The 14,879-nt window shown below is 74.6% G+C and carries 14 protein-coding genes and 1 pseudogene; 8 read left to right on the forward strand and 7 right to left on the reverse strand.

Features of this window, described 5'->3' with window-relative positions; all coding sequences use genetic code 11:
* Nucleotides 1-17: 17 nt before the first annotated feature.
* The 7 genes from ACIG3E_RS05610 to ACIG3E_RS05640 form a co-directional block, all read right to left on the reverse strand.
* The gene (locus ACIG3E_RS05610) at nt 18-410 is read right to left on the reverse strand and encodes a tyrosinase family oxidase copper chaperone (protein ID WP_399611627.1); all 393 of its coding nucleotides are present in this window, start codon (nt 408-410) and stop codon (nt 18-20) included.
* Nucleotides 411-553: 143 nt separating this feature from the next.
* Nucleotides 554-1,060: a hypothetical protein gene (locus ACIG3E_RS05615; RefSeq protein WP_399611629.1), complete on the reverse strand. Its 507-nt coding sequence runs from the start codon at nt 1,058-1,060 to the stop codon at nt 554-556.
* A 175-nt stretch (nt 1,061-1,235) separates the two neighbouring features.
* A complete protein-coding gene (locus ACIG3E_RS05620; RefSeq protein ID WP_399611632.1) occupies nt 1,236-1,739 on the reverse strand; it encodes a DUF5949 family protein in 504 nt (167 codons plus the stop codon).
* Nucleotides 1,740-2,024: 285 nt separating this feature from the next.
* Nucleotides 2,025-2,264, reverse strand: coding sequence for a chaplin family protein (locus ACIG3E_RS05625; protein ID WP_399611634.1), 240 nt, complete (start codon nt 2,262-2,264; stop codon nt 2,025-2,027).
* 132 nt (nt 2,265-2,396) lie between these two features.
* Nucleotides 2,397-2,675, reverse strand: a complete 279-nt coding sequence (locus ACIG3E_RS05630; RefSeq protein ID WP_138960796.1) for a hypothetical protein — start codon at nt 2,673-2,675, stop codon at nt 2,397-2,399.
* A gap of 335 nt (nt 2,676-3,010) precedes the next feature.
* Entirely contained in the window at nt 3,011-3,763 is a 753-nt protein-coding gene (locus ACIG3E_RS05635) for a hypothetical protein (protein WP_399611637.1), read from the reverse strand.
* Nucleotides 3,764-4,104: 341 nt separating this feature from the next.
* Entirely contained in the window at nt 4,105-4,344 is a 240-nt protein-coding gene (locus ACIG3E_RS05640) for a chaplin (RefSeq protein WP_030683987.1), read from the reverse strand.
* 833 nt (nt 4,345-5,177) lie between these two features.
* Here ACIG3E_RS05640 and ACIG3E_RS05645 point away from each other — a divergent pair.
* The 8 genes and pseudogenes from ACIG3E_RS05645 (at nt 5,178) to ACIG3E_RS05680 (ending at nt 14,877) form a co-directional block, all read left to right on the forward strand.
* Nucleotides 5,178-6,341, forward strand: a complete 1,164-nt coding sequence (locus ACIG3E_RS05645; RefSeq protein WP_399611640.1) for a glycosyltransferase — start codon at nt 5,178-5,180, stop codon at nt 6,339-6,341.
* A complete protein-coding gene (locus ACIG3E_RS05650) occupies nt 6,338-7,894 on the forward strand; it encodes a sugar transferase (RefSeq protein WP_399611642.1) in 1,557 nt (518 codons plus the stop codon). Before ACIG3E_RS05645 ends, ACIG3E_RS05650 begins: the two co-directional genes overlap by 4 nt.
* A gap of 6 nt (nt 7,895-7,900) precedes the next feature.
* Entirely contained in the window at nt 7,901-9,286 is a 1,386-nt protein-coding gene (locus ACIG3E_RS05655) for an O-antigen ligase family protein (RefSeq protein WP_399611645.1), read from the forward strand.
* Complete coding sequence (gene murJ / locus ACIG3E_RS05660) at nt 9,283-11,028, forward strand: murein biosynthesis integral membrane protein MurJ (RefSeq protein WP_399611647.1); 1,746 nt, start codon at nt 9,283-9,285, stop codon at nt 11,026-11,028. The genes ACIG3E_RS05655 and murJ overlap by 4 nt, the downstream gene beginning before the upstream one ends.
* Nucleotides 11,018-11,746 (forward strand): annotated as a pseudogene (locus ACIG3E_RS05665) (polysaccharide deacetylase family protein); the annotation flags it as partial. The gene murJ and the pseudogene ACIG3E_RS05665, both read left to right, overlap by 11 nt.
* A gap of 230 nt (nt 11,747-11,976) precedes the next feature.
* The gene (locus tag ACIG3E_RS05670) at nt 11,977-13,125 is read left to right on the forward strand and encodes a glycosyltransferase (protein WP_399611649.1); all 1,149 of its coding nucleotides are present in this window, start codon (nt 11,977-11,979) and stop codon (nt 13,123-13,125) included.
* Nucleotides 13,118-13,762 carry a lipopolysaccharide biosynthesis protein gene (locus ACIG3E_RS05675; RefSeq protein WP_399611652.1) on the forward strand — a complete coding sequence of 215 codons (645 nt, stop codon included), beginning with the start codon at nt 13,118-13,120 and terminating at the stop codon, nt 13,760-13,762. The genes ACIG3E_RS05670 and ACIG3E_RS05675 overlap by 8 nt, the downstream gene beginning before the upstream one ends.
* Nucleotides 13,763-13,779: 17 nt before the next feature.
* Nucleotides 13,780-14,877, forward strand: coding sequence for a GNAT family N-acetyltransferase (locus tag ACIG3E_RS05680; RefSeq protein WP_399611655.1), 1,098 nt, complete (start codon nt 13,780-13,782; stop codon nt 14,875-14,877).
* Nucleotides 14,878-14,879 lie beyond the last annotated feature (2 nt).

Raw genomic sequence — 14,879 nt, forward strand, 5'->3', positions numbered from 1 at the left:
CCGTGCGGTCGGGGCCGTCAGTGGGTGTGACCGCTCAGCCGCGCCGTCACCCCGAGCTCGTCCACGGCCCCGCGGGCGGCCGCGAGCGGGGTCGCGTACGACCCGTAGTGGTCGACCATGGTCAGGTAGGTGCCGTCGGCGCGGCGCATGAGGCCGAGCTGTCGGCCGTCGACCGTGACGCGCCACCGGTCCGCGCCCGCGCCGCGCTCGCCCAGGACCGGGTCGCCCTGGATGCGCCGCCCCCGGTACATCTCGTCGAACGAACCCTCGTCCGGGGCGCCCGGCGGGGTGGCCCGCGCCCCGCTCGCCCGCATCACCCCCACGGCGGCGAGCGTGGCCGCGGCCGCGACGCCCAGCAGGTGGCGCCGCCCGAGGCGGTGGGTCAGTGGCGTACCGGGCGCTGCGCTCATGTGCTCCCTCTTCCGCGGCCGTGTGCTGCCGGACCTCTAACCGCCCGACCCCCACGGTCCGTTACGGGCCGGGGTGCCGCGGGCCCGGCCGCACCGGCGTGGGGCCCGCCCGGTCCACCGGGCCTGCGGGCGTCCCCAGGGCGTCAGTTGAGGCCCAGGTCGGCGGCCGGCTGCGCGCTGAGCAGGGGCTGGTGCAGGCCGCCGCCGGGCAGGCCGAGCGGCGGCAGGGCGGTGCCGTCGGCGCCCGGCGTGCCCAGCGGCGCCTCCAGCGTGGCGCCCGGCGTGAGGGCGTACAGGTCGGAGCCGCGCGCCGACAGGTCCACGCTCTTCAGGCTGTCCTCGCCCACCACGTCCGTCAGCGGGGCCGTGACCCGTACGTCGGGCAGCGCGTTGCTGACCGGGATCTGCGGGACGGCCCGCTCGGGCAGCAGCTTGCCCTCCACGTAGCGGGGGCCTTCGAAGTCGCCGCCGGGCAGCGGCACCGGCAGGGTGCTGGTGACCTCGGGGGTCTGCAGCCCCAGGGAGTGCTTGACCCCGTCGAGCGGCACGGTCACGCCGGGGTGGTCCGCCGCGGCCGCGGTCGACGCCGCACAGGCTGCCGCGGTGCAGGCGAGGGCCGTGGCGATGGCCCCCCTCGTGGTGTGCTTCATGGCTCGGATCCTTTCGCTCACGGCGACCACTCGGTTCGCACAGGCTCAACGAGCCCGCCCCGCGCACCAGCACAAACTTCGCCCGAGCAACCGAATACTCGCTTTAGCGGATGATCCCCTCGACTGATCTCCCTGCCGGGGTTCCTTCGGCCGGGACGGCGGCCGTGGCGCTGCTTCAGACGCGCAGCCGCTGCACCGGCAGCAGGCAGTGCGTGGCGTTGGTCAGGGTCTCCTCGTCGCCCGCGAAGGACCTGAGGTTGTCCTCCGACACGGGTGCGCCGGGCGTACCCTCCGGCCACGCACGCGTGGTCATGATGAAGTACGCGTGCCCGCGCTCCTGTACGGCGGCCAGCCACTCGGGCGGGACCACGCACTGGGCGTTGACGTGCGGCATGCTGACGACCGCCTGCCCCGCCTCGACGAGCAGGGTCACCGGCAGGCTGGGGTTGCGCGCGCCGTCGAGGAGCGGGCCGCCGACCGGCAGACCGGAGTTGTGCAGCAGCGCGCCGACCGCCTCCGCCGAGACGTCAGGACCGCCCTCGGCGTCCCCCAGGGGATAGGCCATGAGAAAGGCCATGTCCTTTTCCTCCTCGGGGTGTTCACCGCTCCAGGCGATGACACCCAGGGTGCCCATGTCGGCCGCCCGGAAAGGACGCTGCTCGCTCGGTTTCGTGGTCATGGGCGAAACCGTAGCGACGCGCGCGGCACGGATTTCGCGCTTGTCACCTAAGTGGCCGAAAGGCCGTTCCGCATCACACGAAGGGAGGAGCCGGTCGAACGCGTGCGCTGGGGCTGGGCTCCGCATGTGGTCGGGGACGCGAAAGGCCGGTCCGCGGAAAGGGTTCCGCTGACCGGCCTTTGAGTGCCGCGTTCGCCCGGGAGCACCGAGGGTGCCGGAAGCACCGAGAGCGTCGGGCGATGTCCCTTGGCGTCGTGCCGGGACGCAACGTGCCGCGGGCGAACGTCAGTTGTTCGCGCCGCTGTTGCCGAACGCCGGGTTCAGGGCGCCGATCAGGTTCGCGGTGTTGCCCACGACGTTGACCGGGACGTTCACCGGGATCTGGCCGACGTTGCCCGAGCCGAGACCCGGGGAGTGCGCGGCGTCAGCGGCGGCGTCGGCGTCGGCGAAAGCGGTCCCCGACGCGGCGCCCGCGGCCATACCGGCGGCGGCGAGGGCGAGAGCGGCCTTCTTGGCAGTGTTCATCATCAAACCTTCCCTTAGGGTTTGGCTGAAGCCTAGGGGCGGAATTCAGGGGATTCCTGGAATAACACGCCCAAGCATTTTCGGTTTCCCGTTCGGCTCAGCCCACCCGAAGGGAAACAGGAATTCGGGCGGCTAGTTGGCGAGCGGCAGGCCGCCGAGCAGCTGCGTCGGGCCGCCGCTCGCGTTCAGCCCGTCCGTGGCCTGCTTGACCGTGTTGACGACCGAGTTCTTGTTCTCGGTGTCCAGCATGTTGGTGTTCAGCGGCGCCGCGTCCAGGGTCGACTGGCTGAGCAGCGTGTCCAGGCCGCCGTTCAGGCTGGTGGGCGTCAGGTCGTTGGCGAAAGCGGGCGCGGCGGCACCGGCGATCGCCATCGATCCAGCGAGGACAGCGGCAGCCTTCAGGGGCTTCATCGTGTTCCTTTCTTGGTAACTCTTGTCACCGTTGGCCGGGTCACCAATGGGCTTCACTGCTCAGGCAATTACTTCTGCCTGTCGTCTCTCTCACCGGTCCTAACGAGCGGAACTCGGCACGGAAACCCCTGAAACTCAAACTTCCCGGAACCCACTCGATGGCAGGGAACCCGCATTCTTCTCATATCAACTGGACTACGCACACGTGAAGTTGACGAACGCGTGACGGTCCGCCCATGACGAGACCCGCCGCACCGGTGCGTTCCGGTGGGGCGGGTCTCGTCATGCGCGCCCCGGAAGGGACGCGTGCTTCTCCGGTCCGCTCGCTTCCCTGGCTACTCCTCCACCGGGAGTGGGACGGGCAGCTTCGGCAGCGGCAGGGCGTCCGTCGGCAGCTTGGGGAGCGGGGGCAGGCCCGGCAGGTTCGGCACCGGAAGGCCACCGCTGAGCACCGTGGCGACGACCGTGCTGACCAGGCTGGTGAGTACACCGGTGACGGCCGGGACGACCTGCGTCGGGTCGCCGCTCGTGACGGCCTTGACCAGGGTGTCCACCGCGGTCTGGAGCGCCTTCAGGGCGTCGTCCTTGACGTCGAGGGGGACCTGCGCGGCCTGCGGGCCGCCCAGCGGCAGCTTCGGCAGCGCGGCGGGGAGCTGCGGCACGGCGGGGGCAGGCGGGACGGCGGGCGCGGCCGGTGCGTCCGGTACGGCCGGTGCGGCCGGTGCGGCCGGTGCCTGGGGGACGCCGGGCACGGCGGCGGGCGGGGCGACCGGCGCCCCGGCGGTGATCTTGGCGATGGCCGCCTTGACCGCGTCGGCGAGCTTGGCGGCGTCGGCGGCGGGCAGCTGGCCGTTGTCGGCCTTGAGCGCGGCGTTGAGCAGGTCGGTGACGGGGGTGAGGACGGCGCCCAGGTCTCCGAGCGCCGTCACCTGGCCGAGCAGCGCGTCCGCCCCGGGGACGGGGGCCTTCACGGCGGTCGCTTCCTGGCGGGCCTCTGCCTGCATGGCTATGGCCGGTCCGGCCGTGCCGAGGAGAAGCGCCGCGCAGAGCGTGGTGGTCGCGATACGCCGTGCGGGTGTAGCACGCATAGGTCGTTCCCTTTCGGTGGTCCGTCGGATCTTGTGATCACCGTGAAAGGGAGGCTCGCCCTCCGCAACCGAGCGGGCGCGTCGCGTCACACCCCCCTGCGGGCCGACCGACCGTTTACGCAGGTGGGAAGCGGAAGTACGGGGCGGCTCCCGGGCGTTGCGGCTACCCGCCATTCGAGTACGGACCCGAGGGTGCGACACGCCGACGCTACGGGGCCGACACGCCGGGGCGGCCGTCCGCGCCGGTCACCCGGACGGGGCACGGGGCGAGGGCGCCGCCCGACGCAGGGAAACGGCCGCCCCGCAGGCTGCGGGGCGGCCGTACCGATCGAGGCGTCAGCTCAGTCGTTGACGCAGGTGTTGCCGAACGCCGGGTTCAGCAGGCCGATCACGTTGATCGTGTTGCCGCAGACGTTCACGGGCACGTGCACCGGAACCTGGATGACGTTGCCGGAGACGACACCGGGGGAGTTGGTGGCGGCACCCTGCGCGCCGCTGTCGGCGGCGGCGACACCGGCGCCACCGGCCACGGCGGCGGCCGCGACGGCGGAGAGGGCGAGAGCCTTGGTGGTACGCGACATGGAGAGTTGCTCCTTGGTCAAATGACGCTTGTGCCGTGCGGGATGCCCGGCGCGTGGATCAACGGCCACGCCTGACGGTCGGTTGTGCCCCGGACGGGTGATGGATGGGGCGAGCCATTTCGGTGACAGCCGTGTCGCCGTGTTGCCCCGCCGTGTTACTCACACCAGCGGCCCACGTCCACAAAGCCGCTCCGGCCTGCGAATTGACCACCCGCTTCACAGTTTCGACACACGCGGTCGGGTCACGGAGAAGGCTCTTGGCTCCCGCTACAGTTGCGCTTCCTCTTGAGGAATTTCAGCCAAAGATGTGCTCATGCCACAAATGTGCATATTCACTCGGTTAGCCCCACCTTCGCCCCCCGCACTCCTCTTTACGCCCGCCTCCGAGCTCCAGCGTTTCTCCGCTTCTCCCACTCCGGAAGGCCAACGCCGTCATGTGCCACTCCCCGGGCCCGCGTCGCGTCCTCGCCGTCCCGCTGCCGTGCGCCGCGTCCTCGCTGGTGCCCGGGCACGCGGCGGCCGCGCCACCCGGTGACGAGGGGAAACACGGTGAGTCGACAAAGAGGTATCACGCGCCGCGCCGCACGGAGGCCGTACGCGCCGCCGCCCCCGCGATCACCTCCCGCCGGGCGGTCACCCGGACAGCGGCACCGGGCCACTGCCCCCTCGTCGGGGCCCGTTCCGTCCGCGGCCCTCGGCCTGTCGGGGGCCCTCGGCCTGTTGGGGGCCCTCGCCCCTCCGCCCCGCGCGGCTTCCTCCGGGCCGGGACCACCGCGGCCGTCGACGCCCGGCGGTAACGCACCTTGCCTCGCACCCACCCAGAGGAATCGCGCATGCCGCAGCCGTCGGTCCTCCCTCCCCCGCGTGTCCTGCACGTCAGCCAGCCCGTGGACGGCGGGGTCGCGCGCGTGGTCCTGGACCTCGTCGAGGCCCAGCGCGCCGCGGGCCTCGACGTCCATGTCGCCTGCCCCGGAGGCGTCCTCACGGGCGACCGCGGGCACGACTGGGCGGCGAGCCGCTCCCCCGGGCCCTCGCTGTGGTCCGAGGTCCGCGAGCTCGACCGCGTCGTGTCCCTCGTACGCCCCGACCTCGTGCACGCCCACAGCGCCAAGGCGGGTCTCGCCGTGCGGCTCGCCGTGCGCGGGCGCGTGCCCACCGTCTTCCAGCCGCACGCCTGGTCGTTCGAGGCCGTCGGCGGGGTGACGGCCGTGCTCGCCCGCGCCTGGGAGAGGCACGGCGCGCGCTGGACGACCCGGCTCGTGTGCGTCAGCGAGGCCGAGCGGCACACCGGGCTGCGCGCGGGCGTCGGCGGCACCGCCCGGGTCGTCCCCAACGGCATCGCCGTCGACCGCTTCCCGCCCCGGAACAGGGAGGCGAGCCGGGCCGAGCTGCCGCTGCCCCCGGCCCGCGACGCCGCGACGCCGCTGGTGGTGTGCGTGGGGCGGCTGTGCCGCCAGAAGGGACAGGACGTGCTGCTCCGGGCCTGGGCGGCCGTCACCGCGGCGCTGCCCGCCGCCCGCCTCGCCCTCGTCGGCGACGGGCCGGACGCCGAGGCCCTGCGGGCGCGCGCCGACGGCTCGGTGCTCTTCGCCGGCGCGGTGCCGGACGCGGCTCCCTGGTACCGCGCGGCCGACGTGGTCGTCCAGCCGTCGCGCTGGGAGGGCATGGCGCTGGCCCCGCTGGAGGCCATGGCGTGCGGCAGGACCGTCGTGGTCACCGAGGTGAACGGCGCGCGCGAGAGCCTGCCGCCCGACCTCGTGCCCCACTCCCTGGTGCCGCCGGAGGACCCCGACGCCCTGGCCCGCGCGCTCATCGCCCTCCTCGGGGACCGGGCCCTGCGCGACCGGCTCGGGGACCGGGCGCGCCACCACGTACTCGACCACCACGACGTGCGGCACACCGCCCGCGCGATCGAGGAGGTCTACCGCGAACTGCTCGGCACGGCACCCCCGACGTACGCGGCCGCCACGAAGGACAGGGAGCGCACCAACCCGTGAGTGCGGAACGAACCGTCGTCACCTCGTCAGGGGAGCTGAGACAGCACCAGCAGGACCCGGCCGCGGCCGTCGTCGTGGCACCCCGGGAGGCGCTGGCCAAGCGCGTCGGGCACGGCCCCTGGCGGCCCGCGCGCCGACGGCGGTTGGCGTGGCCGCTGTTGGCCGTCGACGGGGGCGCGGCGGCACTCGGTGTGTGCGCGTACGCCGTGTCCGAGGCCGCTGGGTCCGGGCCCCTGCCGGGGTCCGCGGCCGACTGGGTGGCGGCCGCTCCCTGGACCCTCGTCTCCTGGGCCGCCACGGTCGCGCTGCTCACCACGGCCGTCGTCGCGCTGCACGCCCACGGCGGTCTGTACCGGCCCGCGCGGATGCCCCGCGCGCTCGACGAACTGCCCCCGCTCGGCGGGCGCGTGGCGGTCGCCTGGTGCGTGGCGGCCACGTGCGCGACCTCCCTGTCCGGCCTTCCCGTCCTGCCGCCGCTCACTCCGCTCGCCTCCCTGTCGCCCGTCCCGCTCGTGACGGCGTGCGCGGCCCACTGCGCGCTGAGCACGGTCGGCCGGGCCCTGGTGTACGCGCGGTTCCGCAGGGCGCTCGCGCGCGGGCCGCGGCCGGTGCTCGTCCTCGGCCACGGGCCCCGCGCCCGCGCGGTCGCCACCGCGCTGCTGCGCCATCCCCGGTGCGGGATGCGCCCAGTCGGTGTCGTCTGCGACCCCGCCGACCTCGCCGCCCAGGGCCAGGAGACGGCACCCGGCCTGCCGGTGCTCGCCACCCTGGACGAACTCCAGCGCGCCGCCGTCCAGAACGACGTCCGCACCGTGCTGATCGCCACCGGCCGTACGGACTCCCGCGAGCACTGGCTGCCCGCCCTGCGCGCCCTCGGCTGCGACCTGTGGGAGCTCGCCCCGGTGCCGTCCCCCGCGGTGCGCCAGCACGTGGCCGGGTTCCCGTGCCGCCCGCTGCCGCCCGGCGGTCCGCTCCGCACCAGCCTGCGCAAGCGCGCCCTCGACGTGCTGGTGTCGGCCGCGCTCCTCGTGCTCGCCGCGCCGGTCCTGCTGGTGTGCGCGGCGCTCCTGCGCGGCCTGGAGGGACCCGGCATCGTGTTCCGCCAGGAGCGCGTCGGCAAGGGCGGCCGTCCGTTCACCCTGCTGAAGTTCCGCACCCACCGGCCCGCCGACCCGCAGGAGGCCGCGACCCGGTGGAGCGTCGCCGACGAGCACCGGATGAGCGCGTACTGCCGCTTCCTGCGCCGCACCTCCCTCGACGAGCTGCCGCAGCTGTGGAACGTGCTGCGCGGCGACATGAGCCTGGTCGGGCCGCGCCCCGAACGCCCCTACTTCGTGGCCCAGTTCAGCCAGAAGTACCCCGACTACGCGCTCCGCCACCGCATGCCCACCGGCATCACCGGGCTCGCCCAGATCCACGGGCTGCGCGGGGACACCTCCATCGAGGACCGGTGCCGCTTCGACAACGCGTACATCGACAGCTGGTCGTTCTGGCAGGACCTGTGCATCCTGCTGCGCACCGTCGGCTGTCTCGTACGACACTCGGGGAGCTGACCCACGGTGCCCACCGCTGACCACGCGCTGGCGCCGCCCGCGTCGGCCTCCGCGCCGCCGTACCTCGCCGCACTCGTGCCCGCGGTGCGGCGGGCCGCGCCCGTGCTGCCGATCGTCGCCGTGGTGGCGCTGCTCGCGCTTCCGGTGCCCGCGGGGGTCTCCGGCGACGGGCCGCAGATCACGGTCGCCGACGTGGCCTCCGGGCTCGTCGTGGCGCTGTGCGTCCTGACCGCCGTGCGCTCCGCGCGGCGCCCGCTGACCCGGGCCGCCGCGCTCCTGTTCGGCCTGCCCGTGGTCGGCGTCACCGCCGCCGCGTGCGCCGCGCCGACCGGTGGCGCCGCGCTCGCCGGGGCCGCCCGCTACCTCCAGATCTTCGTCCTGGTGCCGCTCGCCGTCCTCGCGCTGCTCCGGGACGGCCGCGACGTACGCCTGGTGGCCTGGGCGTTCGTCGGGCTCGCCGGGTGGCAGGGCGCGCTCGGCGTGCACCAGTACGTCACCGGGACCGGCGCCTCGTACATGGGCGAGGACATCCGCGCGGTCGGGACGTTCGGGCCGACCGACGTCATGGGGATGGCCACCGTCGTGTCGTTCGGCGTGGTCTGCGCCCTCGCCCTCGCCTTCCGCGACGGCGCGCCCCGGCAGCGGGCCGCCGCACTCGCGTGCGCGGCGCTGCTGCTCGTCCCGCTCGCCCTGTCCTTCAGCCGGGGCGCGTGGATCGCCACGGCCGCGGCCTGCGGCGCGGTCCTGGTGCTCGCCGGGGTGCGGCGGGCGCTGCGCGTACTGCTCGCCGCGACCGCCGCGGCCGTGGTCCTCGTCGGCGGCTTCGGGGTGGGCTCGCAGATGCTCCAGCAGCGCCTCGGCAGCATCACCGAGGTCGCCGACGCGCCCGACCAGTCGGTCACCGACCGGTACACGATGTGGGCCGCTTCGCTCGACATGTGGCGCGAGCGGCCGGTCACCGGCGTGGGCCTCAAGGGCTTCCCCGAGTACCGCGACAGCCACGCCTCCGTCGCGCTCTCCTCCGGCAGCGACACCGCGGGCGCGGGCCACGGCTTCACCCGTCAGCCGCTCCTGTCCCCGCACAACATGTACTTGCTGATCCTCAGCGAACAGGGGCTGCTCGGCCTGTGCGCCCTCGCGGGCTGCTGGGTGGGCCTCCTGGCCTGCGGGCTGCGGCGCTGGGCCCGCACGCGCGCGCTGCCCCCGGCCGCGCCCGGCGACCGCCTCGACTGCGCGCTCCTGGCCTGCGGCCTCCTCGTGTGGCAGCTGGTCGACTTCCTGTACGCCGACATCGGCGGGCCCTCGACGGTCCTCACGGCCATCGTCCTGGGGGTCGCGGCCTGGTGGGGGGTCGGCGACCACACGCGGCGGCGGGAGGTGCCCGCGCCATGATCACGGCCTCCGGGGGCGGGGACACGGGAGCGCTGCGGCCTCCCGGGGAGGCACCCGTCGACGTACGACCGCCCGAAGGGTCCGCCGACGGTCGGCAGGCGGTTCCTGCCGACCCTCACGGTCAGGGGGAAGCTCCCGCCGAGAACGGGCCCGCCTCGGCCGATGCCGAGCCCGCGCGGGGCAGGAGGTTCCTCGCCAAGGCCGCGCTCGTGACCGCCGCGCTGTCCGTCGCCGGGTCGCTGCTCGGGCTCGCCCGGGACCAGGCGCTCGCGCACTTCTTCGGCGCCGGGACCGACACCGACGCCTTCCTGGTGGCCTGGACCGTGCCGGAGATGGCGGCCACGCTCCTCATCGAGGACGGCCTGGCCTTCTTCCTCGTACCGGCGTTCAGCCTGGCCCTCGCCCAGCGCGGGCGCACCACCGGACGCGACCCCGTGCGGGCCCTCGTCGCCGCCTCGCTGCCCCGGATGTGCCTGTGCTTCGCGGCCGCCGCCCTGGCCCTCGCCCTCGCGGCGCCCTGGGTGGTGGCGGCCCTGGCGCCCGGCCTGCCGGACCAGCGGCTCGCCGTGGACTGTACGAGGCTGACGGCGACCTGCGCCTTCTCGTTCGGCCTCGCGGGCTACTGCAGCGCCGCCCTCCGCGCCCACCAGCGCTACACCGTTCCCGCCCTGATCTACGTCGTCTACAACACGGCCATCATCGCCACGCTCGCCCTGCTCGCCGCGCGGTGGGGCGTCCGGGCGGCGGCGGCCGGGGTCGCGGTGGGCGGCGCGCTGATGGTGGTCGCGCAAGTTCCGTCGCTGTGGCGGCAGTTGCGACGCGGCTCCGGTACGGGCACCGCCGGGGCGCTCACCGAGCCGACGGCGCCCCGGCTGCGGACCACGGTCATCTGGACCGTGCTGCTCTTCGCGCTGTGCCGCCAGTCGCAGGTCCTCATCGAGCGCTTCCTGGCGTCGTCGCTGCCCGGCGGCGCCATCTCGCATCTGAACTACGCGCAGAAGGTCGCCCAGATGCCGATGGCCCTGGCCCTGATGCTGTGCACCGTCACGTTCCCCGTCCTGGCCCGGGCGCAGGCCGAAGGGCAGACCCTCAAGGCACGCGACCGCGTGGAGCGGGACGTCGTGATGGCCGGGTGCGTGGTGCTGCTCGGCGCGGCCGCCGTGATCGCCGGGGCGCACCCCGTCATCCAACTCCTCTTCGAGCGCGGCGCGTTCACCCCCGAGGACACCGCCGCCACGGCCTCCGTCATGCGCGTGTACTCCCTGGGGCTCCTCGGCCACACCCTCGTCGGCGCCCTCGCCCGCTCCTACTTCGCGGGGGGCCGCGTCACCTGGGCGCCCGTGACCGCGATGGGCCTCGGCATCGTCGCCACGGCGGGCCTCGGCGTACTGAGCGTCGGCACCTTCGGGGTGTACGGGATCGCCGCCGCCAACGCCATCGGCATCTGCCTCACCGCCACGCTGCTGCTGCGCGGGATGGGCCCGCGCACCGTCCCCATCCGCATCCCCAAGGTCGTCGCGGAGCTCGCCGGGCTGGTCATCGCCGCCGCCGTCGCCACGCTCCTGGGCGCGCTGTGCGCACGCTCCCTGACCGCACCGGTGCCCGCCCTGCTGGCCTGCGGCCCGACCGTGCTCCTGACCTTCGTCCTCGTGGCCTGGTTCCTGCGCGTCGGCCCGCTGGTCTCCGCCGTCTCCGCCCTCGGCCCCGCCCTACGAAAGCTGGCTTCGCGTCATGACCGCTGACACCAGACCCGTCCCCCGCGCCGCCTCCACACGGTCGTGGATCGCCATGTACCACTCCGTGGACCGCTGCCCCGACGACCCGTACCGGATCACCGTCACCCCCGAGCGCCTCGACGCCCAGCTCGCCCGGCTGCGCCGCCGCGGCCTCACCGGGGTGTCCATGGCCGAGCTGCTGCGCGCCCGCGCCGAGGGCCGCGCGGACGGGCTCGTCGGCCTCACCTTCGACGACGGCTACCAGGACTTCCTGGACCACGCCCTGCCGCTGCTCCACCGCCACGGCTGCACCGCCACGCTCTTCGTCCTGCCCGGCCGCCTCGACGGCGACAACGCCTGGGACCCACTGGGCCCGCGCAAGCCCCTCCTCGGCGCCGAGGGCATCCGCGCCGCGCACGACAGCGGCATGGAGGTCGCCTCGCACAGCCTGACCCATGTGGACCTCACCCGGGCCGACGACGAGCAGCTCCAGCACGAGATCGCGGGCAGCCGCAGCGCCCTCGTCCAGCTCATCGGCGCCCCCGTGGACGGCTTCTGCTATCCGTACGGGTACGTCGACGCCCGGGTCCGGGACGCGGTCCGCGCGGCGGGCTACCGCTACGCCTGCGCCATCGACTCCGGTCCGCTCACCGGGGACTTCACCCTGCCACGCGTCCACATCGGGCAGCAGGACATCGGCGTACGGCTGTGGTTGAAGGAGCGCCTGAACAAGGCGCGGGGGAGGACGCTACCGACGGCGGGGAGCCCTTCGGCGGGTGTGCCCTGCGGGCATGTTTCACGTGAAACAGCCGCGCGCGCACCGCGGGAGGCGTCCCCCCGCCCGGCACGGGAAGCGACCGTCCGGGCCCCTCGGGACTCGACCGCGCGTGTTTCACGTGAAACATCGGCGGGCTCGGCGGCCGACCCTCGCAGCACCTCGACCACGGCAGCCGCGCCACCCAGGGGAGTGAAACCGTGAGGGCCCTGCACGTCATCACCGGACTCGGCATGGGCGGCGCGGAGCAGCAACTCCGTTTGATGCTGCGGCACTTGCCCGCCAGCTGCGATGTCGTCACGCTCACCAACCCTGGCTCCGTCGCCCGCCAGATCATGGCCGAGGGCACCCGCGTCACCCACCTCGGCATGTCCGGCAACCGCGATCTGTCCGCCCTGCCCCGGCTCACCAAGCTGATCCGCGCCGGGCGCTACGACGTGGTCCACACCCACCTGTACCGGGCCTGTCTGTACGGCCGGATCGCCGCCCGCCTCGCGGGTGTCCGCGCGGTGGTCGCCACCGAGCACTCGCTGGGCGAGTCCCAGATGGAGGGGCGGCCCCTGACGGGCGGCGTACGCGCCCTGTATCTCGCCGGGGAGCGCCTCGGCCGTGTCACCGTCGCCGTGTCGCCCGCCGTCGCCCGGCGCCTGCACCGGTGGGGGGTGCCGAGGCAGCGCATCAGCGTCGTTCCGAACGGCATCGACGCGGACCGCTTCCGCTTCGACCCCGCCGCCCGTGCGATCACGCGCCGCCGTCTGGACCTGCCGGAGGACGCCTACGTCGTCGGGGGAGTGGGCCGCCTCACGCCCGGCAAGCGCCTCGACGTCCTGCTGCGCGCCGTCGCCCAGCTCCCGGGGGACGTCCTGGCCGTGCTCGTCGGCACGGGACCGCAGGAGGCCGAGCTGCGAGAGCTCGCCGAGCGGCTGCGGATCACGAGCCGCGTGCGCTTCGCGGGGGAGGCCCGGCACGAGCCCGAAGTCACCCCGTCGGACGGCACCGACCTGCCCGCCCTCCTGTCGGCCATGGACGCGCTCGCCTCCCCCTCGCCCGAGGAGGCCTTCGGGCTCGCCCTCCTGGAGGGCCTGGCCAGCGGGCTTCCCGTGCTCTACGCCGACTGCCCGGCCATCGACGCCCGGCCCTGCGCCGAGCGCGGCCTCGCCATGCCCTGCCCGAGCGACCCGGACGCCCTCGCCCGCGCGCTGCACACCCTGCGCCCGCGCGGCAGCACGCCCCGCACGGCACCGCCCGCCGCCCACCACTACAGCGTCGCCCGCAGCGCCGGGCAGCTGATGAACGTCTACGAGTCGGCTCTCTCCGGCTCGACCTCGGAGGTGACCTTCGATGCGTAACCCCTTCCCCGCCAGGTCCGGTGACGTGCGCGCGCGTCTGACCCGGCTGCCCCGCTGGTGGCCGCTGCCCGCCTGCGCGCTGCTCGGCGCCACCGCGGGCGGCGCGTACGGCGTCCTGCACACCCCGCAGTACGCGGCGACCAGCTACGTCATCGCCGTGCCGCAGGAGCGCGCGGACCCGTCGACGGCCATCGGCTACGCGCAGGCCTACGGCCGGGTCGCGACCCAGCTGGCCGTCCTCGGCGACGCCCAGGTCGCGGCGGGCATGTCGGCCACGCGCCTCAAGGACAGCGTGCGCGTGGCGACCTCGCCGGACGCGCCGATGATCGCCATCACCGCGTCCTCGGCCCACCCGGGCGAGGCCGCGCTCACCGCCAACGCCGTGGCCCGCTCCCTCACGGTCAGCGCCAACCACACCAAGAAGAGCACCCAGATCAAGCTGCTCCCGTTCTCGCGCGCGCTGAAGCCCACCGCGCCCTCGTCGGTGTCGACGCCCGTGAGCGCCCTGGTCGGCACCAGCGCGGGCGGCCTCCTCGGCGGTCTCGCCCTCCTCGTCAGGCCCCGGCGCCCCGCCGCGCGGGAGGGGACGGCCGCCGTACCCGCGCCGACTCCGGTCCTGGCCGGGGACGCGGTGTGACGGCGGCGACCGGCGGTATGGCAGTCGAACTCTGCGTGCGACAGGAGGAGTTCGAGAGCCTGGGCGCGCCATGGGGACGGCTCTACCGGGCCTGCCACACGGCGACCCCGTTCCAGAGCCACGCCTGGCTGTCCTCCTGGTGGCAGTCGTACGGCACCCGGGGACGGCTGCGGGTCCTGCTCGTCCGGGACGGCGAGGAGTTGGTCGCGGCGGCGCCCCTCATGCGGGCGCGCGGCCCGCTGCCCGTGCTCACCCCGCTGGGCGGCGCCATCTCCGACTTCACCGACGTACTGCTGGACGAAACAGCCGCCGACGACGGCCTGCGCGCCCTGACCGAAGGCCTCGCGGGCCTGGCACGCGGCGCGCTGCTCGACTTCCGCGAGGTCCGCCCGGGCGGCTGCGTGGAGCGCGTGTACGCGCGCTGGCGCGGGCCCCGCCACGTCGTGGACGACTCGCCGTGCCTCGAACTCCCCCCGCTGCCCATGGAGGAGCTGCTCGCCCGGCTGCCGACGCCCCGGGCCCAGCGCACCCGCGCCAAGCTGCGCAAACTCGCGAAGCTCGGCGTGGAGTCACGCGTCGTCCCCGCGGAGGACGTACCGGAGTCCCTGGGGACGCTGCTGCGCCTTCACCAACTCCAGTGGGAGGGGCGGAAGGTGACCACCGAGCACCTGCGGCCGCGCTTCCGCGAGCACCTGATCCGCTCGGTGCGGCCCATGGTCGCCGCGGGCGAGGCGGTCGTCACCGAGTTCCGCCTGGACGGCGAGGTGATGGCGGCGGATCTGACCCTCCTCTCCGGCGGGCTTGCCGGGGGCTATCTGTACGGCGCACATCCGCTGCTGCGGGAGCGCAAGGCGGACGTCGCAACCATGCTCCTGAACGCCTGCACCCGGCACACCGCGGGCGAACGGCCCCGCACGCTCAGCCTGTTGCGCGGCACCGAGCCCTACAAGCAGCACTGGCGCCCCGACCCGGTCGTCAACCGCCGCTATCTGCTGGCCCGGACCGGCACGGCCCCGCTGCTCGCCGCGGCCGCCGCCTCGGCGGCCGGACGCCGCTGGGGCAAGCGGCTGCTCGACGCCCGGCGTGAGCGTCGCGGTGACGCGGCCCCCGAGTAGGT

This window comes from Streptomyces sp. NPDC053474 (genome assembly GCF_044544845.1).
Classification (GTDB): Bacteria; Actinomycetota; Actinomycetes; order Streptomycetales; family Streptomycetaceae; genus Streptomyces.

Coding starts and splice junctions, on each gene's coding strand:
- ACIG3E_RS05610 (WP_399611627.1), bottom strand. CDS start 410: ATGAGCGCAGCGCCCGGTACGCCACTGACCCACCGCCTCGGGCGGCGC.
- ACIG3E_RS05645 (WP_399611640.1), top strand. CDS start 5,178: ATGCCGCAGCCGTCGGTCCTCCCTCCCCCGCGTGTCCTGCACGTCAGC.
- ACIG3E_RS05620 (WP_399611632.1), bottom strand. CDS start 1,739: ATGACCACGAAACCGAGCGAGCAGCGTCCTTTCCGGGCGGCCGACATG.
- ACIG3E_RS05625 (WP_399611634.1), bottom strand. CDS start 2,264: ATGAACACTGCCAAGAAGGCCGCTCTCGCCCTCGCCGCCGCCGGTATG.
- ACIG3E_RS05640 (WP_030683987.1), bottom strand. CDS start 4,344: ATGTCGCGTACCACCAAGGCTCTCGCCCTCTCCGCCGTCGCGGCCGCC.
- ACIG3E_RS05630 (WP_138960796.1), bottom strand. CDS start 2,675: ATGAAGCCCCTGAAGGCTGCCGCTGTCCTCGCTGGATCGATGGCGATC.
- ACIG3E_RS05615 (WP_399611629.1), bottom strand. CDS start 1,060: ATGAAGCACACCACGAGGGGGGCCATCGCCACGGCCCTCGCCTGCACC.
- ACIG3E_RS05635 (WP_399611637.1), bottom strand. CDS start 3,763: ATGCGTGCTACACCCGCACGGCGTATCGCGACCACCACGCTCTGCGCG.
- murJ (WP_399611647.1), top strand. CDS start 9,283: ATGATCACGGCCTCCGGGGGCGGGGACACGGGAGCGCTGCGGCCTCCC.
- ACIG3E_RS05680 (WP_399611655.1), top strand. CDS start 13,780: ATGGCAGTCGAACTCTGCGTGCGACAGGAGGAGTTCGAGAGCCTGGGC.
- ACIG3E_RS05675 (WP_399611652.1), top strand. CDS start 13,118: ATGCGTAACCCCTTCCCCGCCAGGTCCGGTGACGTGCGCGCGCGTCTG.